Origin of the sequence: Haloechinothrix sp. LS1_15, assembly GCF_033042135.1 — a bacterium.
Taxonomy (GTDB): Bacteria; Actinomycetota; Actinomycetes; order Mycobacteriales; family Pseudonocardiaceae; genus Haloechinothrix.
The window spans coordinates 242,400-263,626 of the sequence record NZ_WBXM01000004.1 but is presented as its reverse complement, the minus strand read 5'-3'; the positions used below and the strand labels follow the sequence as shown (position 1 = coordinate 263,626).

Genomic DNA, 21,227 nt, shown 5'->3' with positions numbered 1-21,227 from the left:
CCTCTCGGCGGAACCCGCCTCGGCGACGGAGAGCACAGGCTAGCGTATTGGCACTATGCCAGCAACTGCCGCAGCTACTTCTTTGCCGCCGCCTTCTGCGCCCGTTTGAACTCCCGCACCTCATGCAGGGTGTCGGTGTCCACGACGTCGGCCACCGAACGGCGGGCACCCTCCTCGCCGTAGGCGCCCGCGGCCTCGCGCCACCCCTCGGGTCGCACCCCAAGCTGCTTGCCGAGCAGGGCAAGGAAGATCCGTGCCTTCTGATCCCCGAACCCGGGGAGATCCTTGAGCCTGCGCAGCACTTCCTTACCACCTGGCTCGCCACGCAGCCAGACCTGGGTGACGTCGCCGTCGTAGTGCTCCACCAGGTACTGGCACAACGTCTGGATACGCTTGGCCATCGAGCCGGGGAAGCGATGCACCGCGGGCTTCTGGGCGCACGCGGCCGCGAACTCCTCCGGGTCGGCGCCCGCGATCGATTCCGCGTCGAAACGGCCGATCCGGTCGGCGATCTTCTTCGGCCCCGCGAACGCCACCTCCATGGCGACTTGCTGGTCGAGCAGCATGCCGGTGAGCACGGCCAGCGGGTTCGCAGCGAGCAGCGCGTCGGCTTCCGGGTCCTGCGCAAGGCACAACGTGGTGGTCATGCCGGCCATTGTCACACGGGCTGCGGCAACCCGCCCCCGGGTAATTCGCTCGCCGCTGGCGCCGCCCGGTACGTAGCCTGTGACGCATGACGATCACCCGGTCCGGACTGCGCATCCGTGTCATCGACGCCTTCACCGACCAGCCGTTCACCGGCAATCCCGCCGGGGTGTGCCTGCTGGAGGCCGGCGACTGGCCGGACGAGCGCTGGATGCAACGTGTCGCCGCGGAGATGCGGCACTCCGAGACAGCGTTCGCCCGCCCGCTACCCACCGATGCCGAGGCGGACTGGGACCTCCGGTGGTTCACCCCGGCCGTCGAAGTGGACCTGTGTGGGCACGCCACGCTGGCCACCGCGCACGCGCTGCACGCAGACTCCGGCCGTGTCGGCACGATCCGGTTTCGCAGCCGAAGCGGCATCCTTCCCACTCACACCGCCGCCGATGGCGCCATCACCCTCGACTTCCCTGCCGCGCAGCTGACCGAGATCGCCGACGAGGAGGAGCTGGTGGCCGCGCTCGGCACGCGGGCCGAGGCGGCCTTCTGCACCGGTTCCCTCACCGATGCGCTTGTGGTCCTGCCCGACGAGGCTACGGTGCGGGCGTTACGGCCGGATCTGTCCGCGCTGTCCCGGTGGAGCTGCGAGCGTGGGGTACGCGGGGTGATCGTCACGGCTGCCCGTGCCGACAGCCGGACCGGTCACGAAACCGGCTACGACTACGTGTCGCGGTTCTTCGCACCGGCGTTCGATGTACCGGAGGATCCGTTCACCGGCAGCGCCCACACCGCACTCGCGCCGTACTGGTCGGGCAGGCTCGGCCGTGCGGAGCTGACCGCGCTACAGGTCTCGGAGCGCACCGGGATGGCACGCACCACCGTGGCAGGCGAACGGGTGCACATCGCTGGCCGTGCCGTCACCGTCCTGGACGGCACCCTGACCGCAGCCTGAACCCGACCTCACGCCGGGCTCGCGGCTACTTGCCGGAGCCCCTTCGCCGGCAGCGTGCGGTGGCGGTCGGTGGCGGCGATCAGCGCGATGCCGCCAACGGCCGACCACGCCAACAGCGCACCCACGCCAGTGAGCGCCGCCGAGCTGCCCGTGGTGATCGTCGTCAGGGTCTGCGTCGCGCCATAGGTAGGTAGCCATGCGCCCAGTCCGGCGAACGCGTCCGGCACCGTGGCCGTCAGTGCGATCGCCGGGGTGAGCAGCAGCACCGCCAGCGACACCACGCGCCCCGGCTGGCCGAGCAACGCCACCAGGGCCTGGTTGACCACCATGAATGTGCCCGCCGCCAGTGCCGTGGCCGCGAACAGCGCGGCGACCTGACCACCGGACAGCCCGAGCAGCGGCCACAGCCCCAGGCTGACCGCCACCGCGAGCACGCCGGACACGGCGGCCGCGGGGAGAGCCGCACGCGCCACCAACCGCCAGGTGGGCTCGCGCGAGGTGAGCGTGTCGCGCGGCACCGCGGGGACGATCAGGTAGGTCGCCAGTGCGGCCGCCCACAATGCCAGCACCACAAACAGCGCAACCGCCGCTCGTGAGAGATCGGGGGAGCCGAACACGTCAGCGCCGAGCGGGCTGGCCGCCACCTGTGACAGGTGGTCACGCTCCTCGTCGTCGTGGTGGGGTACCTGGTCACGCCCGTCCTCCAGCTGCGACGCCAGCTCCTCGGTACCGCCGTGCAGCTGGCGGGCACCGCCTACCAGCTCGCCGGTACCGTCGGCGAGTTCTGCCACGCCGACCGACAGCTGGCCGGAGCCGTCAGCCAGTTCCGCCGCGCCTGCATCGAGCTCGCGGACACCCGTGTCGAGCTCCTGCGCACCGCTTGCTGCCTCGCCGATCCCCGCAACCAGCGGCGGCATCGCCTCAGCGAGCTGCTCGGCGCCGTCGGCGACCTGCTGGGATCCCTCGGCCTGCCCGGTCACCGCGGCCTTGGCCTGCTCGGCGGCGTCGCGCACCCGCTCGACAGCCGCATCGATCAGCTCAGCGTGTTGGCCGATACTGCCCGCCACGTCGGCTAGTTGCTCGCAGAACACCGGCGCTGCCAGCTCGTCCTCGCACTGCCGTGCCAGCTCCCGTACCCGGTCAGCCGTGTCCGAAGCGGCAGGCAGCTCGTCCACCGCGGCGATCAGCCGGTCCGCCAGCGGCGCAACCGTCTCCGCCATCAGCGCGTTACCCTCGGCGACGCGCCGGGCTCCGTCGGCGAGCTGACGGGTCATCCCGGGAAGGTCGGCTGTCTGCTCATGCAGGTCCGCCAGCCCACCCGCGAGCTCGCCCGAACCACCCGCCAGCTGCCCCGTGCCTGCTGCCAGTTCCTCGGCCCCCGCCGCTAGCTGGCGCGCCGCGTCATCGAGCTCGCGGGCGCCGCCCGCGAGCTCCCCGGCACCGCCTGTCAGTTCGTCTGCGCCACCCGCCAGCTCACCGGCACCACCGGCCGCGTCGTCGAGGCCGCCGTGCAGCTCCGCGAACGCCTCGTAGAGTTGGTCGATATGCATCTGCACGACTTCCCGACCCAGCTCGTACACCTGATCCTCGGCGGCCTGCATGCTGGCACGCGGGTCAAGCAGCCCGGCGCTTGGTGAGATCTCCACCCGCAGCAGCGCCCGCGTGGCCGCCATCGGGTCGTCGGCCACGGTCGAGGTCGCGCGCGCGGAGAACTCCTCCGGGATGACCGCGCTTGCCGCGTACCTGCCATCGGCCACACCGGACCGCGCGTCCGCGGCATCGGTGAGTTCCCAGTCGTACGGCGAGTCCTCGCTCTGCGTGAGCTTGGCGGCCAGTTCCCTTCCGAGTGGGGTGAGCTGCCCGTTCACCTCGACGGGTTCGTCCTGATTCACCACGGCCGCCGGTGCGCCTGCGCTCGCCGGTGACCAGAACGCCCAGGTGAGCAGGCTCAGCACCACGACGGGCACGAGGATCACCGCGGCCAAACCCCGCCAGGACAGCGATCGTTGCCCTGGTACCTGTTGGCCGCGTGCCGTACGGAGGATCGATTCGAACATCAGCTGACCTCTTCGAGCTGTCGGGAGAGGGCGACGGTGGATGCGGATCCTTCCGGCAGGATGTCGCCAAGCAACGTCTGGTCGTGACAGGTGAAAACCACGCTGGCGGGTGTCCCGTCTGCTGTGGTCGGATGTGCCAGGATCTTGCGCAGCGAGGCTCGCTGCTCGATGTCGACGACGACGTCGAGGTCGTCGAACAGCAGTAACGTGATCCCGTCCGCGAGCGCTGCCCGCGCTTCCTCTGCCGGGGCGCGGGACTGGCCGCAGGGAATCATCGCGACACGCCGCCGTATCGCCCTGGCGTGCTGCGGTAGTGCCCTCCCGAGAACCTTCAGATCGCCCTCGAATCCGGGCACGCGGCCGCCGATCGCGTACAGTATGGCGCTCTTTCCGGCGCCCGCGCCACCGCACAGCCCGAGCGACCTTGACGGTTCGAGATGCATGTCAACCGTGGCTGTGACAGGGCGTCCCGTGTCATCGGTGACCCGCAACTGGTGCGCGCTCACCAGCTCCGGGGAATCCGGCGCAGGCCAGTCGGCCAGCCGGACCTCGCGCAGCAGCGCTGCCCCTTCGGCGTCGAAGGCAGGGAGCCTGCGGTCGAGCCAGCGCGGTAGCCACCAGGCGCGCTCACCGAGCAGCGAAAGCACCGCGGGCACCAGCGTCATCCGCACCAGGAACGCGTCCACGAACACCCCGACGGCCAGGCTGAACGCGATCGGCTGGATCTCCGGTGAGCCGTCGGGCACGAACGCCGCGAACACCGCCAGCATGATCGTCGCGGCCGCGACCACTACGCGGGAGGCCGCGACGAAGCCGCTCTCGATGGCACGATGCGGATCCTCGCCGTGCACGTAGGCCTCCCGGATGCGGGAGACCAGGAAGACCTGGTAATCCATGGCCAGTCCGAACAGGATGCCCATGAGGATGATCGGCAGGAAGCTGATCACGCTGCCGGTTTCCGGGACGTTGAGCGCATCCGCGAAGTAGCCGTGCTGGAAGACCAGCGAGGTCGCCCCGAACGCGGCGCCGACCGACAGCAAATAGCCCGCACTCGCTTTGATCGGAACCCAGATCGAGCGGAACACCATGGCCATCAAGACGAGGCAGAGCCCGACGACAATGATCGCGAACGGCACCATCGCGCTGCCGAGCTGGTCGGACACGTCGATGGCCACGGCCGTCAAGCCGGTGACGGCGGTGTCGACGCCGTACGACTCGACGAAGTGGTCCTCGTAACCGCGTAGCCGCTCGACGAGTTCCTCGGTCTGCGCGGAGTCCGGGGCGCTTGTCGGGATCACCTGGATGACCCCGGTGTCGGCACCGGGGTTCGGGGTGGCAAGCGGCACCGTCTCGACCCCGTCGAGGCCTTCGATGTCCTCGGCGATGGCCTCGACGACACCAACCGGGTCGTGCGAGCCGATGATGTCGGCGGTCACCATCAGCGGTCCGTTGTAGCCCGGGCCGAAGTGCTCGGCGAGCGCGTCGTAGGCGTCGCGTGCCTCGCTGCCGACCTCCTGGCTGCCGCCGTCCGGTAAGGCAAGCTGCAAGTCGGTCGCGGGCAGGGTGAGGGCACCGAGGCCTCCGGTGAGCAGCAAGATGGTCACCATCGGCGCCCTGGTCACCAACCGCACCCAGCGCCGAGCCAGCCCGATCCGCTCTGGGCGCGTGCGGGTCGTCCGCCGCCGTGCGGTGCGTTGCCGGGGCCGCAGCCGCTCCCCCGCGAACGCCATCAGGGCGGGCAGCAGCGTGATCGCCACCAGCACCGCCACCGTGATCGCTCCTGCCGCGGCGATCCCCATGGTGGTCAGAAACGGGATCCCTGCGACAACCAGGGCGAGCAACGCGACCATCACGGTGACCCCTGCGAAGATCACCGCCGACCCCGCTGTCGCCGCTGCTCGGGCGATCGATTCGGTGACCTCGAAACCTTCGGCGAGCTGATCGCGGTGCCGGGACAGGATGAACAGCGCGTAATCGATGCCCACCGCCAGGCCGAGCATCACCGCCAGCATCGGGGCCGTCGAGGAGATCGGCGCGAGCGCTGTACCGGCGAAGATCAACCCGACGGAGATCCCCACCCCGACGAGCGCAGTGACGATCGGCATGCCCGCCGCGAGGAACGACTTGAACAGCACCAGCAGCACGCCGAGCGCGACGACCACGCCGACGACCTCGACGAGGCTGAACTCCGGCACCAGGTCTTCGAAGGCCTCGCCGCCGAGGTGCACCTCCGCACCGTCGCCTGCCGCCGCGCGCAGCTCGTCGGCCACCGCCGCGATCTCGGTCGTGGTGTGCTCCGAGATGTGGCCCAGCTCCGCGTCGAACGGCACCTCGATCATCGCAGCGCGCCGGTCGTCGGAGATCGCGTGGGCGGCATCCTCGGCGAAGGGGTCGACCACGGTAGCGACCTGTTCGAGCCGTTCGATCTCGGCGGAGGCGGAGGCGACAGCCTCCTGGTTAGCAGGGTCGTCCACCCGGTGCCCGTCCGGCACAACGAGCACGATGCGCCCCTGGGCGCCGCTGAGCTCGCCGAAGACGTTCCCCAGGTAGTTCAGCGCCTCCTGCGACTCGGAGCCGGGGATGTCGAAGGAGTCGTCGGGCCCCTCGCTGAACATCGCGGCCGCGCCACCGGCGATCGCGAGCACGGCGAGCCACGCGACGAGCACCGCGACGCGGGCGCGTGCGGCCGCGCGACCAACCCGGTACAGGAACGAGGACAACGGCGCACTCCTGTGTTGCTGATCACGGCCGGCCGTTCCCCGCACAGCCGACCGGTGAACTCACTCGCGAGGTTGTTCACCTCACTCAATACACCATGTATCGTCATACTCTAGGTACGGGAAGTGCCGGTTGTGTGCCGAATGCGGGACGGATCACAACCGGATCGCACGCTGCGGGAGGCGGCACCATGACCGCGACCGAAACGCCCGCCGGACCACCCACGCGTGGCACCCGGCGCCGCGCCGATACCCGGCGCAGGCTGATGGATGTGGCGTTCGACGTGCTTGCCGAGCACGGCATCCGCGACACCAGGATCGAGCTGATCTGCGAGCGCGCGGGGTTCACCCGCGGCGCGTTCTACTCGAACTTCGGCAGCAAGGAAGACCTGTTCCTCGCGATGTACGCCGAGCACCTCCACCGCTGGTGCGAGCGGCTCCAGGAGGCCATCGACGATGTGCTGACGACGAGCCCGCCCCCGGACACTCAGCCGTTGCGCGAGACCGTCTCACAGGTCGCCAGCGAGATCCCGACCGCCCTGGTCCCTGACCGGCAGTGGTACCTGTTGCTCAGCGAGTTCCGCGCGTACGCCCTCCGCGACCCGGAACTGCGCGCCCGGACCGAGCGGACCCAGCGGCACTACCTCGACCGGATCGGCGAGATCCTCGCGACGATGCTGGGCAGGCTGGGCATCACCCTGCGGGTCAGCCCGCAGAACGCGGTATCCGTGCTGTCGGGGATCTATGAGAAGGCACTGGAGCGCGCCCTATTCACCGAAAGCGAGGCCACAGCGGATAGCGAGCTCGTCACCGAGGTACTCCCCGAAATCGTGACGGCGCTGGTCGCCACCGGGCAGTAGCGGCGACGGCCTGCCCCGCTCCGGTGCCGCCGCGCAGCTCGTAGTCGGCCGGATCCGGTGGGCTGAGCAGTAATTTCCTGTGCTCGGCCGGGGTGAATGGCCACACCTCGGGCAACCCGTCCTGGCCGATGTACCAGCTGTCACAGCCCGATGCCCAGACGGTGGCTGGCATGGCGGTACGCAGCGTGGCGTGGAACCGTTCGAGCGCCTGCGGGGTCGGTGCGACCGAGTCGAACTCGCCCTGCTGCCACCGCCGGATCCACCGGAGGATGTGCTCAGCCTGGTTCTCGGCGATGGCGGTGAGCGCGTAGTTGGCGACCGGACTGTGGGGGCCCATGAGCATGAAAAAATTGGGAAAGCCCGGAACAGCGACGGTGTTGTGGGCGCGGGGACCGTCCTGCCAGGCCTCCTCCAGCGTCAGCCCGTCGCGGCCGATCAGCCGCACCGGCCGCACGTAGGCGTGCGCGTCGAACCCGGTCGCCAGCACGATGGCATCCAGCTCGTGCAGCTCGCCGTCGTCGGTGACGATGCCGCGCGGCTCTATGTGATCGATCCGGTCGGTGACCAGCTGCACGTTGTCCCGCTGTACGGCGCGGTAGAACTCCCCGGAGATCACCAGCCGTTTGCACATCGGCTGGTAGTCCGGGGTCAGCTTGCGTCGCAGCTCGGGATCGCGCACGGTGCGCAGGTTGGCTCGGCAGACCGCGGCGATGAACCTGCGCCGCAAGCCGGGCTTGGTGAAGGCCTTGGTGTAGGCCTCGAACAGTGCGCGGTAGGTCATGTAGGCCAGGCGACTCAGCCAGGGAATCGACCGGTGGGCACGCTTGCCCACCGTGGTGTAACGCGGGTTCGGGGCCGGGAAGATCCACTGCGCGGTGCGCTGGAACAGTTCCAGCCTGCCCGCGGTAACCGCGAGCCCGCACACGATCTGCACGCCGGTCGACCCGGTGCCCACCACGGCGATGCGCTTGCCGCGAGGATCGAGCGAGTGGTCCCAACGGGCGGAGTGGAACACCTTCCCGGAGAAACTCTCGAGCCCGGGAAAATCCGGGGAGCGCGGGTGGTGCAGCACCCCGGTCGCCGAGACAAGGAAGTCTACTGTGGATTCCTCGCCTGTGCTGGTACGGATGTGCCAACGGTCACCGGCGAACTCGGCGCTGACCACCTCGGTGCCGAACCGGATACGGCCACGCAGACCGTAGCGGTCGGCGACCCCGGAGAAGTAACGCTGGATCTCCTCTCCCGGCGAAAAGAACCGGCTCCAGTCCGGGTCTGGGGCGAAGGTGTACTGGTAGAAGCGGGACGGCACGTCGCAGTACAGGCCGGGATAGGTGTTGTCACGCCACGTGCCACCGACGTCGGAGCCCTTCTCGTAGATGACGAACCGGTTGATCCCGGCCTGCAGCAATCTGATCGCCATACACAGGCCGGACATCCCGGCCCCGATGATCGCCACCGACGGGTTCCGACTGCTCATCACCACCACACCTTCCTGTGCGGGACTGGACTACGAAACGCCGGACGCGCGTGGCAGCGCCCGTGGCCACGTCACCCGAAGCTACGGGCTCCACCCCTGCCGGTGAATGGGCGAACAAGACGTGGATTTGATAATTTCGGACACGTGCCCGTCCGCCCCAGTCGTAGCCGTCCCAGCTGGGACGTACCGCGAGCCGCGGGGGCCAGCAGGCACCTGCTGGAGACCGGTGCAGAGCACGGCGTCGATGCCCGGTCCTGCCTGGCGGGAACCGGGTTGGCGCCCGCCGATCTCGACGATCCCGACACCGAGGTGCAGGCCAGCCAGGAACTCGCCATCGCACGCAACCTCCTCGCGCGTGTGGGCGACGTCGACGGTCTCGGCATCGATGCCGGCCTGCGCTATACGATCACCAACGCGGGCATCCTCGGCTACGCCATGCTGGCCAGCCCCACAGTGCGCGACGCGGCGGCCATCGGCCTGCGCTACGCGGCGCTGAGCTCGATCTTCGTGACCTTCTCGCTGCACGAGACGGATACGACCGCGGTGGTCGACGTCGACGACAGCGAGGTTCCGGCCGATGTGCGGCACTTCCTGCTCGAGCGCGACCTCGCCGCGATCGCCCACGTCCTGCCGGTGCTGCTCGGGGACCGGCTGTACCACATCCCGGCGCACCTACGGCTGCGGCTGCCGGAGCCACCGGGGAACCCGCTCGCCCGGCTCGACCTCGCGGCCACCATCGAGTTCGATGCGGACCGCACCTCGGCCACGGTTCCCCGCGCGTTGCTCGACGAGCCGATGCCCGCGGCCGATCCGCACACCGCCCAGCTCTGTGTCCAACAGTGTGAACGGCTGCTCGACCGCAGGCACCGCCTGGCGGGCATCGCGGCACGGGTGCGGACCCGACTGTTGCGGGCGCGAACCCCGGCGATACCGATGGCCGACGTGGCCCGCGAGCTCGGCATGACCGAACGGACCCTGCACCGCCGCCTGGCCGCGGAGGGCACCGGCTACCGCGCGCTGGTCAGCGAGGTTCGCGAGGCACTGGCCATGGAACTGCTCGACAGCGGCCTCTCGGTGGAGCAGGTCGCCAGCAGGCTCGGCTACGCGGAGACCGGCTCGTTCACCCACGCCTACACCCGCTGGCGCGGTCACCCGCCCAGCGAGCAGGCACGCCGTGCCGCTTCCCGGCCGCGCGGGTGATCGGACTCGCCCACGCTGCCGGGAACCGCCGTCAGCCCTGCGGGTCAGCGAGGATGTCCGCCAGGACCTGATTGAGCTCGCTCGACGGGGAGATGCCGAGCTCGTCGACCATCTGCTCGTGGGTCCGGCGGAAGTACTGCGCTGCCTCGGCGCGGCGTCCCGTCTTACCGAGCGCGATGATGAGGCGCCCGTAGAGCCGCTCACGCATCGGGTACTCCGCGGCCAACCTCTTGAGGTCCCCGATGATCCGGCCGTGCCTGCCAAGGCGGAAGTTGAGATCGATGAGTTCCTCGATCGCCAGCATCCGGTTCTCCTCCGCCTGCACCGCAGCGGCGTGCAGGGTCGCGCTGTGGTCACGGATGTCGGCCAGCGCGGGACCCTGCCACAGGGCCAGTGCCGTGCGCAGCAGGTCGAGCGCCCCGCCCGGATCGCTCCCTGCCCGTTGCCGTGCTGCCCGGCGTAGGTGCTCGAAACGCTCCAGGTCCAGGTCCCCTGGCCGCAGCACGATGCGATAGCCGAAGCCACGGGTCTCGATGAGCTGCCGACCGTCCAATCGCTCCGCGAGATACCGCCGCAGGCGTGTGATCTGGGCTTGCAGCGCGTTGACGCTGCGGGGTGGCTCGCCCTCCGGCCACACCGCCTCGGCGAGACTGCCGAACGTGACGTCGTTACCGGCGTTCAGCAGGAGCATGGCCAGCAGCGCCCGGCGGCGGGTGCCTGCAACCGCAGCGCCGTCTCCCGAATCCCGGCACACCCCCACACTGCCGAGGAGTCGGAATCGGATCACCGTTCCTCCAGATCAACGTGGATTCAGTGGACACGTCGCGCGCTGCGCCTTGGAACATCTCGACCCAAGGGCGCGCGGGGAAGCTTTCCCTGAAGCGAGATACCCCCACGGAATCGTCATATCACAATGTCGTGATCACGCTACTCAGGGTATTTCTCCGGAACAATCGGCCGGACGTGTGGTGTCCCCACTCCGCATCATCGACCTGTCAGCGCGATGTCAGCGCCCTCGACGAGAACGGGAGCGTAACCCGCTGCCCGCTTCGCGTACTGGGAGGATCGATGACCACGGTCACACGCGCACCATCCGATGCCCGCGACCTCGTGAGGCGTCTCTCGGAACTACGGACCGACCGTCCCGCAGGGAACGCCTTGCTCGACAGGGTCCGCGAGGGAACGCTGTCCGATATCCATCTCAAACGGCTGGTGGCCATGGAGTACACCGCGCAACGCACTGAGCTGACGTGTTTCGGGGCGCTCATCGCTCGGTTCCCGTTCACTCCAGCGGCCGACTTCTACACCTGGTTGGCCCAGCTGGTCTCGGCCGCGCGGCCCGCACTGCTCACCGCCGCACGAGCGCTGGGATTGAGTGAGCCGGACATGCGCCGCTGGCCGGACGAGCCCGCCGCGTACGCGTTCGCGGACACGCTGTCCTGGATCTCGCTCAACGGCAGCCTCACCGCGAGCGCGCTCGCGGTGCACTCCGATGTGACGGTCTACTTCCCCGCCTGCGCCGATCTCACCGAAGCAGCCTCGGATGCCGGAGTCGCGTTGCCCGAGAGCCTCACCGGTTTGTACACCACGGCCCCTCCCGGCGATCTCACACAGCTCGCCGTCGCGGTGGCACAGCGCGGTCTCGACCGCGGCGACGATCCCGAGGAGGCCGTGTGCCACGCTTGGCGCCTCGAGGAGAGCCTGGAACGGTTCTGGCAGGCAGCTGCGGACGCCCCCGCGCGGTAGTGGCCGGTTGCCGGAGCGCGTGAGCCCACGGGCCCCGGCAACCGCGACCTACCGTCAGACGGCACCGTCCAACTCGGCGACCCGGTGCGCCGCAGGGAGGATGCGGCGGGCAGTGGCGAGCGCGGAGCGCACCGCGCTTTCCTGGCTGTCGATATCCGTGGTCCAGCTTCCTGCGAAATGCACACCGGCACCCCCCTGCAGCTCACCCAGAGCCAGCCGCGCGGCCACGTGCTCCACCGTGGGCACCGGGTGATCGTACACCCGCACGGCAAGGAGCTCGGACGGTTCCCGGTCCCTGTTGGTCAGCCAGCTCTTGAACACGTCGGCACCGGTGATCGGGCCGTACCACGTCGATTGCTCGGCCCACTGTGGCCCGCCGGGCTCGCCGGTGAGCGCGACGTTCGTGGTCGACCAGGTGTCGCGCCCGCCAGGCATGTACACGGGATCCCGGTGCACCCCCACCAGCGAGCGGACGAACTCGAAACGCCGCAGCAACCTCGGCAGCACCGGGTCGGGCCACCCATCCAGCACCGGCAGGAGATCCGGTGGTGCCGCGGCCAGCACGAGCTGATCGACCGAGTCCACCACTCCACCGCAGGCATGGATCTCGTAGTCGCGTACACCGGGCACGACACGGATCACCGGGCTCGCCGTTTCCACCCGGACCCGGTTGAGGTCACTCGCGAGGCTGTCGACGAGCCGGGCTAGCCCGCCGCGCAGGTTGTACCACGCTGGCGGCTGGTCACCGGAGCTCGAGGCGTTGCGTACCAGCCACGCAGCGGCCGCCCGGCAGGACAGCTCGGGGGCTTGCGCCACGGGGCAACCGACGAACGAGGCGAGCAGTGGGTAGAGGGCCTCCCGCCGGAACCACCCGGGAAGGCTCACCGACTCGACGACCCGCTCCAGCGGTATCGACCAGGCTCTCTGGTCATCTTCGACCCCGCAGGCGCGGTCGAGGAAACCCGCTAGGTAACGCAGGTTGTCGTCGCCCGCGGGCCCTGCGGGTTGCGGGCGCAGCCCGGGATGCGGTGTCACGACGACGGCCCCGCCGGATCCGCTCACCGTCACGCTCAGCGGGCAGTCGATCAGCTCGGTGGCGAGGCCGAATCGCCGAAGGAGCCTGGCATGGGTGGGAAAGATCGCCGGGGCCACGTGCTGTGCCCCGAGATCGGCTGCGCGTGCCCCGTTGTCGTCCAGCGGGACGGACTCGACCTTGCCACCGAGCCGCCGATCCTGCTCGAACAGCGTGACCCTCTCGATCGTTCCGCCCACGGATCGGTCCAGCAGCCATGCCACGGTGAGGCCGGCCAGACCCCCGCCGATGATGCCGACTCTCACCCCGTCACCCCCTGCCCAGTCTCCGCCCGCGCCTGGCTGGTGAGGAAGCCGGAGGCCTCGAAGTAGTCCAGGTAGGTGTCGAGCAGCTCGGCATCCACGGCCGGGAGCTCGACACCGGAGCCCGCCAAGGCGCTCTCGATGTTGTCCCTGGTGTATCGGGGGAACGTATCCGCGAAGTACAGCTCCTTGACGGTCATGTCGCCGCTGTTGGCGATACCCGCGAACACCGGCATGAACGGCGCGAGGGGGCAGGTCGGGTCCGTGGCGGCCAGCGCCGACATCTCGTCGACCCACCGCTGGTAGGAGACCTCGCGCACCAGGTAGCCGCGCGCCCGCAACCGCTCGACGAGCAGGTCGAGGCGCGCCTCCCTCGGGTTCGTCAGGTGATAGAGCCTGCCGCGCGGTGGTTCGTGGGTGAGCATGTGAACGAGCGCCTCGGCCGCGAGATCCACCAGGACGAAGTCGAGCGGCAGCGCCACGTCGGGCGCGAGACCGGTCTCGGCGATCGTGCGGAACAGCGCACACACCATCGTGTCGGTGTTCCACACACCCGTGTCGCTGGCCCCGGTGATCTCGTACGGCCGGTGGATGCTCACCGGCAAACCGCGCTCGGCCGCGTGCTGTAACAACCGTTCCGACACCCATTTCGTCTCCGGGTAGCCCATCGAGATGTACTCCGGGTGCGAGGGGGCGGGGTGCTCATCGAGGAAACGCACCCCGGAAGCACCACTTCCCGCGATGGTCCCGATCGTCGAGACGTAGTGCACCGGCTTGAGCCGCCCCGCGGCCGCGAACCGTATCACCTCGTGAGTGCCATCCACATTGGTCGTTCTGAGGCTCGCGTACGGGTAGACGAAGTTGACGCGCGAGCCATTGTGCAGCACGACATCCACTCGCTCGGCGAGCCGGTCGAAGGCTTCTCCCAGACCGAGTCCCGGCTCGTCGAGGCTGCCTACGACCGGGACGACCCTGCCTCGCACGCTGTCGAAGGACAGCCCGAAACGGAGCATGTTCGCTTCGATCCGCGTCATGGCGTGCTGCTCGTCGGCAGCGCGGACGAGGCATCGGATCGTCGCGTGCGTTCGCCGCACGAGCCGGTCGAGCAGGTAGGCACCGAAGAAGCCGGTAGCTCCGGTCAGCAGGATCTCGTCGGGCTCCCGCCAGTTCCCCACGGTCGGCGCGTCGAACCGGATCGCCGGATCCAGCCGCGATTCCGCCTCGAAGTCCACCGCTTCCTCGCCCGCCGGGTCGGCACCCGCCGCCACCTCGTCGACGAACGCCGAGAACTCTCGCAGGGTGGGTGCGGCCAGTAGCTTCCTGAGTACCGCGCGGCCGTGCTCGACAGGCACGCCGAACCTGTCCTCCAGCGCGGCGACGACCTGGGTCACCTGCAACGACTGGCCGCCGATCGCGAAGAAGTCATCCTCGCGGTCGACGGCGTCCATGTCGAGGAACGCGCACCAGATCGACGCTACGGCGTGTTCGGTCCCGGCCCGCGGCGGGTTCGCCACAGCTCGTCCGGTGTGGACATCCGGTAACCGGTCGCGGTCTACCTTCCCGCTGTGGTTGAGCGGTAGTTGGTCGACCACTCTGATCGCGCTCGGCACCATGAACCGCGGGAGTCGGTCCCGCACATAGGTCCGTAAGCGACGCTCCCAGGCGATGGCATCACGTTCGGCCCGCGACACGGGAACGACCCAGGCGACGATGCTGCGCTCACCCGAGCGCGACTCGTGGACATCCACCACGGCCTCCGCCACATCCGCGTGTGTGGCCAACATGTGTTCGAGCTCGCCGAGCTCGACCCGGAAGCCGCGGATCTTGACCTGGCGGTCGACCCTACCGAGGAACTCGAGCACGCCGTCCTCCCGCCTGCGGGCCCGATCGCCGGTCCGGTACATCCGCGCACCGGGTTCGGTCGAGAACGGGTCGGGGAGGAAGTGTTCGCGCGTGCGCTCCTGGTCCCCGTAGTACCCGTGCGCCACACCGTCACCGCCCAGGTAGAGCTCGCCCTCCTCGCCGGGAGCCGCGGGGCTGAGATCCTCACGAAGCACGTAGGCGCTCGAGTTGGCGATCGGCAACCCGATCGGCACCGTCACCTCGCCGTCACCGAGGCTGTCGATGGTGTGCGCGGTCGACAGCATCGAGTTCTCGGTGGGGCCGTAGCCGTTGACGAAGTGTGCCGGAGGACCGTGCTGGAGCACGGCCCGCACGACGTTGGGGTTGAGCGCGTCCCCACCGGCCACCAGATACTTCAGCGAGCCGAACATGTCGGGGCGGCGTGCCGCGACGGTGTGGAACACCCCAGCGCTGAGCCACATCGTGGTCACCTGCTCGGACTCGATGAGCGAAGCCAGGTCGTGCGGGGACAGCAGGGTCTCGGTGTCGACGCAGATGACCCGCGACCCGTTGAGTAGCGCCCCGAAGAGCTCGAGGCACGACATGTCGAAGCACAGGTTCGCGGTGGCCAGCATCGTGTCCCCTGGTTCGAAGCTGATGAAGTCGGCGCCGCGCACCAGCCGCACCACGCCTCTATGGGGCACGGCGACGGCCTTGGGTCGACCGGTGGATCCGGAGGTGAAGATCACGTAGGCGAAATCGGTGGCGAGCCGCCGCGAGCTCACCGGTGCCCCCGCCGACGTGGTGTCCAGCCGTGCGGGCACACCTACCCGCTCGGTGCCGAGCCGGTGATGCGTACCCCCGGTGGTGATCACCACGCGGATCCCGACCCGCTCGCACATCTCTCGCAGCCGGATATCGGGGTAATCCGGGTCGAGCGGCACGTAAGCGGCGCCCGCCTTGAGTACCGCGAGGATCGCGGCACTCGCGCGCACCGAAGTCTTCACCAGCACTCCCACCAGGTCGCCCTCGCCGACTCCGGCCGCGAGGAGGTCGCGCGCGAGCGCGTCGGCTGCCCGATCCAGCTCGCCGTAGGTCAGGCTCACCTCCGCGTCGCTGACGGCCTCGGCGTCGGGCCGTTCCCGTGCTTCCTCCTCGAATAGCCGGTGGATCACCTGGTCTCGCGGGTAGTCGGTGGTCACGCCATACCATCCGGCGGTCCGGTCGTGCCGTGCCGTCGATGCGGTGGTGGTCAACGTCAACTCCTTGATCGGGATGATCGGTTCGGATGCGGGGCCCACGCATCCCGCATGCTCCTCGCCGGGTTGACACGGTGCTGACATCCCGCTGACTGCTCACAACGGCGCCAGGATGCGCTCACCGCGCCGGGCCGGTGTACCGCAGTCGAGAACGTCGCTAAACTCTCCGATCAGATGACAACGGTTTTCATTAACAGCGAAGGAGATGCCGTGCTCGAAGTCGCTGGGCTGCGCGTGATGGTGGATGGCGGCACCGCGACCGGAACCCAGCTGGTGGCCGGTGTCGACTTCCGGCTCCGGCCCGGGGAACGGCTGGGACTGATCGGTCCATCGGGAGCGGGCAAATCGCTGACCGCGCTGGCGTTGAGCGGGCTGCTGCCACGCGGCTGCGCCGCCTCGGGCAGCGTGCGGCTCGATGGCACCGAGCTGCTCGGGTTGCCCGAGCGCGCGCTCCGGCGGGTGCGGGGGCGCGATCTCGCGCAGGTGTTCCAGGACACCACCACAGCGCTCAACCCGCTGACGCGGGTGGGCAGGCAGCTCGCCGAACCCTTCCGCCGCCACCGGGGCATGACCGCCCGGGCCGCAGCCAGGGCCGCGGTCGACATGCTCGACCTGGTTGGGCTACCGCAGCCCGCCGCCACCGCGCGGTCGGCGCCCGCGCAACTGTCTGGAGGGCAGCGGCAGCGGGTCTGCCTCGCCATGGCGCTGGCGTGCCTGCCCCGCTTCCTCGTGCTCGACGAACCCACCTCGGCGCTGGACGTGACCGTGCAGGCCGAGATCCTCGACCTGCTCGAGCGACTACTCGAGCAGGAGGGGAGCTTCCCGCCGGGAATGCTGTTCATCACCCATGACCTCACCGTGGTTTCCCGGATGTGCGAACGGGTACTGGTGATGGACGCCGGCCGGATCGTCGAGGACACCCCCGCCCGCATGCCTGCGCACTCCGCAGTCGCCGAGTCGTGAGGACCGCGCGTGTCACTACCTCTGCTCACCGCGCACGACCTCAGCCGCAGTCACCGTCGCAGGACCTCGCCGCTGGCACGGTCCCGCGTGGTCACCGCACTCGACGGCGTGAGCCTGTCCGTCGCACAGGGTGAACGTCTCGGCGTCGTAGGCGAATCGGGAGCCGGAAAGTCCACACTGGCCCGCATCTTGCTCGCGCTCGAACGTCCCGATTCCGGCGAGGTCACCGCCGGGCCTCATGAGCGCCCGGTGCCGTTCGGCAGCAGGCGGCGGACACGCTGGTTCCGTTCGATGGTCCAGATGATCCCGCAGGATCCGGGGCGGTCGTTGAATCCCCGCATCCGCGTGGGCGACAGCATCGCCGAGCCGCTGCACTGCCTCGGCTTCGCTGGGCCGCACCGGGACCGTGTCGCCGAGGTGCTGCACGCCGTCGGCCTCGACGAGAGCATGGCGTGGTGGTACCCGCACGAGTTCTCCGGCGGGCAGCGGCAGCGGCTGGCCATCGCCCGTGCCATCGCCGCGGGACCGGAGCTGTTGATCGCCGATGAACCGGTCAGCGCCCTCGATGCCACCTCCCGCGCCCGCATCACCGAGCTGCTGCGCGAGCTCAGCACCGGTCGCGGGCTCGGGCTGCTGCTCGTCTCACACGACCTCGGCGTCGTGCGCCGCCTCTGCCGCCGCGTAGTGATCATGCAGGGTGGGCGGATCGTGGAGCAGGGACGTGTCGACGAGCTCTTCTCCTCCCCGCAGCACCCCTACACGCGCCGCCTGCTGGATGCCGTGCCGGAGTGGACCTGACGCACGGATCGCCGCGGCACGGGGCCGGACAGCCGCGCGAGCCACCCCGGCAACATAAATGAAAATGATTATCACTAGCATGTCACCTGATCGTGTCTCCTCGGTAACGGAAGGACGTGCACTCATGAACGGAGCTCGCTCTCGCCACCTTCGAGCGCTGAGCGCGGCGCTCGCGTGCGGGATGCTGACCACAGCGTGTTTCGGCGACGGGGATGGTGACGGCTTCGAGCGGCTCGACGTGGCCATGGCTTTCCAGCCGGTCAAGCAGATGTCGCCGTTCAGCGACGATGCCTTCCTGCTCAGCAAGTTGGGCGTGGCCGAGCCGCTGACCCGGCTGAACGAGGACGGTGAGGTGGAACCGCTGCTCGCGACGAGCTGGGAGCAGGTCGACGAGACAGCCTGGGAACTGACGCTCCGCGAGGACGTCACCTTCCATGACGGCACGGAGCTGCGCGCCAAGGACGTGGCAGCGGCCATCAACTATGCCGCGGATGCCAGCCCGAAGCCCCGAGCGCTGGCGGGCGTCGACGTCGAGGCTGAGGCAAGCGACGGGCACGCGGTGACGATCTCCACCGGGGACGAGGATCCGATCATGCCGCAGCGGCTGTCGACCCCGGAGCTGGCGATCCTCGCGCCCGACGCCTACGCCGACGACCCGGGCACCCCCGACCCGGCTGGTGCCGCCACGGGACCGTTCGAGCTGGCCGAGCTCAGCGGCAGCGCGGCGAGGCTGGAGGCCTACCCGGACTACTGGGACGGCCGACCGCAGGCAGCCGGCGTGGACGTGAGCTTCGTCGAGGACGCAGCCAGCCGGGTGGGCGGGTTGCGCACCGGCGAGATCGACATCGCAGATGCGATTCCGATCGCACAGGCGGACACCCTCGACGACGGCCAGTTGCTCGAGATCCCGATACCGCGCACGGTCGGAATGCTGCTCAACAACACCAGCGACGTCTTCGACGACCCGGCGCTGCGCGCCACCGCGGCAGCGGCGGTCGACAGCGATCCCGTCGTCGCGGGGGTATACGAGGGGCGTGCCGATCCGATCGACGGCCTATTCGGGCCGGTGAGCGACTGGATCGAGGATCGGCCCACGGTCGAACCGGAATCCGAACCCGCTGACGTCGACGGTGAGTCGATCACGCTAGCCACCTACGACGACCGTCCCGAACTGCCCGAGGTGGCCTCCGTTGTAGCCGAGGACCTGCGCGCGGCCGGGTTCGACGTGGACGTCGTCGTCCGGAGCTTCGCCGCCATGGAATCCGACCTGATGGAAGGCGCGTTCGATGCCGTGATCGGGACGCGTTCCTACCTCATCGAGACCAACGACCCGGTCGGCTACCTCGCTTCGGACTGGAGTTGCGAGGGCAGCTACAACCTCGCGTTGTTCTGTGAAGACCGCATCGACGACGCGATCGCGAATGCCGCAGATCAGACCGATGTGGACGACAGGACACAGGCCGCTGTGGAGATCGAAGCCGAGATCCTGGCCACGAACTCGTTCGTCCCGCTCGCGGGCGAGCACGCCCGCATCGGTGTGGCCAACGATGTAACCGGCGTGGCAGAGGACCCAGTGGAACGTGTGATCGTGACCGCGGAGACGCACGTTCCGTGACGGTGAGACGAGCGCGGCGCGGCACGCCAGGTGCGATCCCGGTGCCTGCCGCGCTGCGCGGCCCGCTCGTCGCGCTGGCGGCGTGTGCCTGCGTCGTGTTCACCGTCGGCGCGTTGCCCTGGCTCAGCGGCCGCGATCCCGCGCTGACGGTACTGCGGGCGCGCGCCGCCGAGCGCGAGGCCGATCCAGAGGCACTGGAGTCCATTCGCGACGAGCTCGATCTGCCGGGTGACCCACTGAAAGGTTCGCTGCAGTGGCTGTCCGGTGCCGTGCGTGGCGATTTCGGCGTGTCGTGGGTGACCGGTGAGGCTGTCGCGCCCTCGCTCGCGGGGGCGACGGGCGTCTCGGCCACGCTTGCCGCGCTGGCGGCGCTCGTGGCCGTGGTGACCGCGCTGCTGGTGCTCACCCCGGCACTGGTCCGCGCGGTGCGGCACGGCCGCGGCGCGGGTCGCGGCGTCGATGTGACCGGGGCGCTGCTGGCGTCCGTGCCCGACTTCCTGCTGGCCTCGGTGCTGCTGGCCATCGTGGCTGTGCGGTGGGACCTGGCTCCGACCTCGGGTTGGTCCGGTCCGGGACACGCCATACTCCCGGCAGTCGCGCTCGGACTACCGGCAGGTGGCCTGCTCAGCCGGGTACTGGGTGGGGCGCTGGCGGCCACGGTCGCCGAAAGCTGGGTGCCTGCCTGGCGTGCGCTCGGGTTCGGCCCGGTGCTGATGGTCTCCGCGCTGGTGCGCCGCACCCTCGCGGTGGCAGTGCCGCAGATCGCGCTGCTGTTCGCCGGACTGGTCGGCACCTCGATCATCGTCGAGAGCGTGTTCGCCGTCCCCGGCCTTGGCCACATGGCGCTCGAGGCCGTGCTCGCGCAGGACCTGCCTCGGGTGCAGGGCGCGGTGACGATCCTGGTGCTGCTCGGCCTGGCCGTCGGCGGGGCTGGAATCGTGCTGCACCGGGTGATGCTCGGACCGGCGCTCGAAGCCTCGGGGCTCACTCCGACCGTAGCGGTGACCCCGCCGTCGCGACGGCTTCCCTTGATCCTCGGCGGCACGTTGGCTCTGGCGGTCGTACTTGGGTTGGCAGGCGACCCGAACGCGATCGATCTCGACGTCCGCATGGTCGGGCCGTCACTGTCGCACCCGTTCGGTACCGATGCACTGGGGCGCGATCTACTCGCCCGATTCGGTCACGGCGCACTGATCAGCGTGGGGCTCGGTTGCGCGGTCAGTCTCGCGGCGTTGGTCACCGGCACCGTGGTGGGGATCCGTGGCACGCGGGCGCGTGCCGGGGTGGCCGAGGTCCTCAACGCGCTGCCCCCGGTGCTACTCGGCGTGCTGGTAGCCGCCGTGATCGGACCGGGACTGACCGGGGCGACGGCCGCGGTCGCGATGGTGGCGTGGATCCCGATCGCGGTGCACGCTCGCACGCTGGCCACCGAAGTGCGGGCGGCTGGCTACTACCAGGCAGCGATCGCGTCGGGAGCGAGCGCGGTGTGGCTGTTCCGCAGGCACCTGCTACCCGCGGTGCTTCCCGTGGTCGCGCGGCACGCGTTGATGCGGATCCCGCACAACACGCTCTCGCTGGCCGGGCTGAGTTTCCTCGGGTTGGGTGCCGCACACGACTCACCGGAATGGGGCGCGATGCTCGCGGAGTCGGTCCGCTACATCGAGCGTGCACCATGGACGGTGGCGGTGCCGGCGATCGGCCTGGCCACGCTCGGCGTGGTCGCCAGCCTCGTCCGTACCGAACGGTCCTGAACCCTCGGTTGTG

Annotated in this window: 15 protein-coding genes; 8 read left to right on the top strand and 7 right to left on the bottom strand. The window is 69.5% G+C overall.

What is annotated here, in order from left to right; all coding sequences use genetic code 11:
- Positions 1–74: 74 nt before the first annotated feature.
- Positions 75–647 carry an HhH-GPD-type base excision DNA repair protein gene (locus F8178_RS08615; protein WP_317494168.1) on the bottom strand — a complete coding sequence of 191 codons (573 nt, stop codon included), beginning with the start codon at positions 645–647 and terminating at the stop codon, positions 75–77.
- Positions 648–733: 86 nt separating this feature from the next.
- On the opposite strand from F8178_RS08615, the gene F8178_RS08610 reads away from it, so the two are divergent.
- Complete coding sequence (locus F8178_RS08610) at positions 734–1,594, top strand: PhzF family phenazine biosynthesis protein (RefSeq protein ID WP_317494167.1); 861 nt, start codon at positions 734–736, stop codon at positions 1,592–1,594.
- An 8-nt stretch (positions 1,595–1,602) separates the two neighbouring features.
- Here F8178_RS08610 and F8178_RS08605 read toward each other — a convergent pair whose 3' ends face one another.
- On the bottom strand, positions 1,603–3,651 hold the full coding sequence (locus tag F8178_RS08605) for a YhgE/Pip domain-containing protein (RefSeq protein ID WP_317494166.1): 2,049 nt from the start codon (positions 3,649–3,651) through the stop codon (positions 1,603–1,605).
- Positions 3,651–6,371: an MMPL family transporter gene (locus F8178_RS08600; protein WP_317494165.1), complete on the bottom strand. Its 2,721-nt coding sequence runs from the start codon at positions 6,369–6,371 to the stop codon at positions 3,651–3,653. Before F8178_RS08600 ends, F8178_RS08605 begins: the two co-directional genes overlap by 1 nt.
- A gap of 188 nt (positions 6,372–6,559) precedes the next feature.
- Here F8178_RS08600 and F8178_RS08595 point away from each other — a divergent pair, with 188 nt between their 5' ends.
- Positions 6,560–7,228 carry a TetR/AcrR family transcriptional regulator gene (locus F8178_RS08595; RefSeq protein ID WP_317494164.1) on the top strand — a complete coding sequence of 223 codons (669 nt, stop codon included), beginning with the start codon at positions 6,560–6,562 and terminating at the stop codon, positions 7,226–7,228.
- Here the strand turns inward: F8178_RS08595 and F8178_RS08590 are convergent.
- The gene (locus tag F8178_RS08590; protein WP_317494163.1) at positions 7,176–8,705 is read right to left on the bottom strand and encodes an NAD(P)/FAD-dependent oxidoreductase; all 1,530 of its coding nucleotides are present in this window, start codon (positions 8,703–8,705) and stop codon (positions 7,176–7,178) included. The genes F8178_RS08595 and F8178_RS08590 overlap by 53 nt on opposite strands.
- A 144-nt stretch (positions 8,706–8,849) precedes the next feature.
- On the opposite strand from F8178_RS08590, the gene F8178_RS08585 reads away from it, so the two are divergent.
- The gene (locus F8178_RS08585) at positions 8,850–9,905 is read left to right on the top strand and encodes an AraC family transcriptional regulator (protein WP_317494162.1); all 1,056 of its coding nucleotides are present in this window, start codon (positions 8,850–8,852) and stop codon (positions 9,903–9,905) included.
- Positions 9,906–9,936: 31 nt separating this feature from the next.
- On the opposite strand, the gene F8178_RS08580 is transcribed toward F8178_RS08585, so the two are convergent.
- Positions 9,937–10,692, bottom strand: coding sequence for a BTAD domain-containing putative transcriptional regulator (locus F8178_RS08580; protein ID WP_317494161.1), 756 nt, complete (start codon positions 10,690–10,692; stop codon positions 9,937–9,939).
- 281 nt (positions 10,693–10,973) lie between these two features.
- On the opposite strand from F8178_RS08580, the gene F8178_RS08575 reads away from it, so the two are divergent.
- Positions 10,974–11,651, top strand: a complete 678-nt coding sequence (locus F8178_RS08575) for a hypothetical protein (protein WP_317494160.1) — start codon at positions 10,974–10,976, stop codon at positions 11,649–11,651.
- A 54-nt stretch (positions 11,652–11,705) separates the two neighbouring features.
- On the opposite strand, the gene F8178_RS08570 is transcribed toward F8178_RS08575, so the two are convergent.
- A complete protein-coding gene (locus tag F8178_RS08570) occupies positions 11,706–12,989 on the bottom strand; it encodes an FAD-dependent oxidoreductase (protein ID WP_317494159.1) in 1,284 nt (427 codons plus the stop codon).
- A complete protein-coding gene (locus F8178_RS08565; protein WP_317494158.1) occupies positions 12,986–16,129 on the bottom strand; it encodes an amino acid adenylation domain-containing protein in 3,144 nt (1,047 codons plus the stop codon). The genes F8178_RS08570 and F8178_RS08565 overlap by 4 nt, the downstream gene beginning before the upstream one ends.
- A 168-nt stretch (positions 16,130–16,297) precedes the next feature.
- On the opposite strand from F8178_RS08565, the gene F8178_RS08560 reads away from it, so the two are divergent.
- The 4 genes from F8178_RS08560 to F8178_RS08545 all read left to right on the top strand — a co-directional run bounded on the left by F8178_RS08560 (position 16,298) and on the right by F8178_RS08545 (position 21,214).
- Positions 16,298–17,050: an ABC transporter ATP-binding protein gene (locus F8178_RS08560; RefSeq protein WP_317494157.1), complete on the top strand. Its 753-nt coding sequence runs from the start codon at positions 16,298–16,300 to the stop codon at positions 17,048–17,050.
- Positions 17,051–17,059: 9 nt separating this feature from the next.
- The gene (locus F8178_RS08555) at positions 17,060–17,848 is read left to right on the top strand and encodes an ATP-binding cassette domain-containing protein (RefSeq protein ID WP_317494156.1); all 789 of its coding nucleotides are present in this window, start codon (positions 17,060–17,062) and stop codon (positions 17,846–17,848) included.
- Positions 17,849–17,972: 124 nt separating this feature from the next.
- Positions 17,973–19,463: an ABC transporter substrate-binding protein gene (locus tag F8178_RS08550; protein WP_317494155.1), complete on the top strand. Its 1,491-nt coding sequence runs from the start codon at positions 17,973–17,975 to the stop codon at positions 19,461–19,463.
- Complete coding sequence (locus tag F8178_RS08545) at positions 19,460–21,214, top strand: ABC transporter permease subunit (protein ID WP_317494154.1); 1,755 nt, start codon at positions 19,460–19,462, stop codon at positions 21,212–21,214. The genes F8178_RS08550 and F8178_RS08545 overlap by 4 nt, the downstream gene beginning before the upstream one ends.
- The last annotated feature ends 13 nt before the right edge of the window (positions 21,215–21,227 follow it).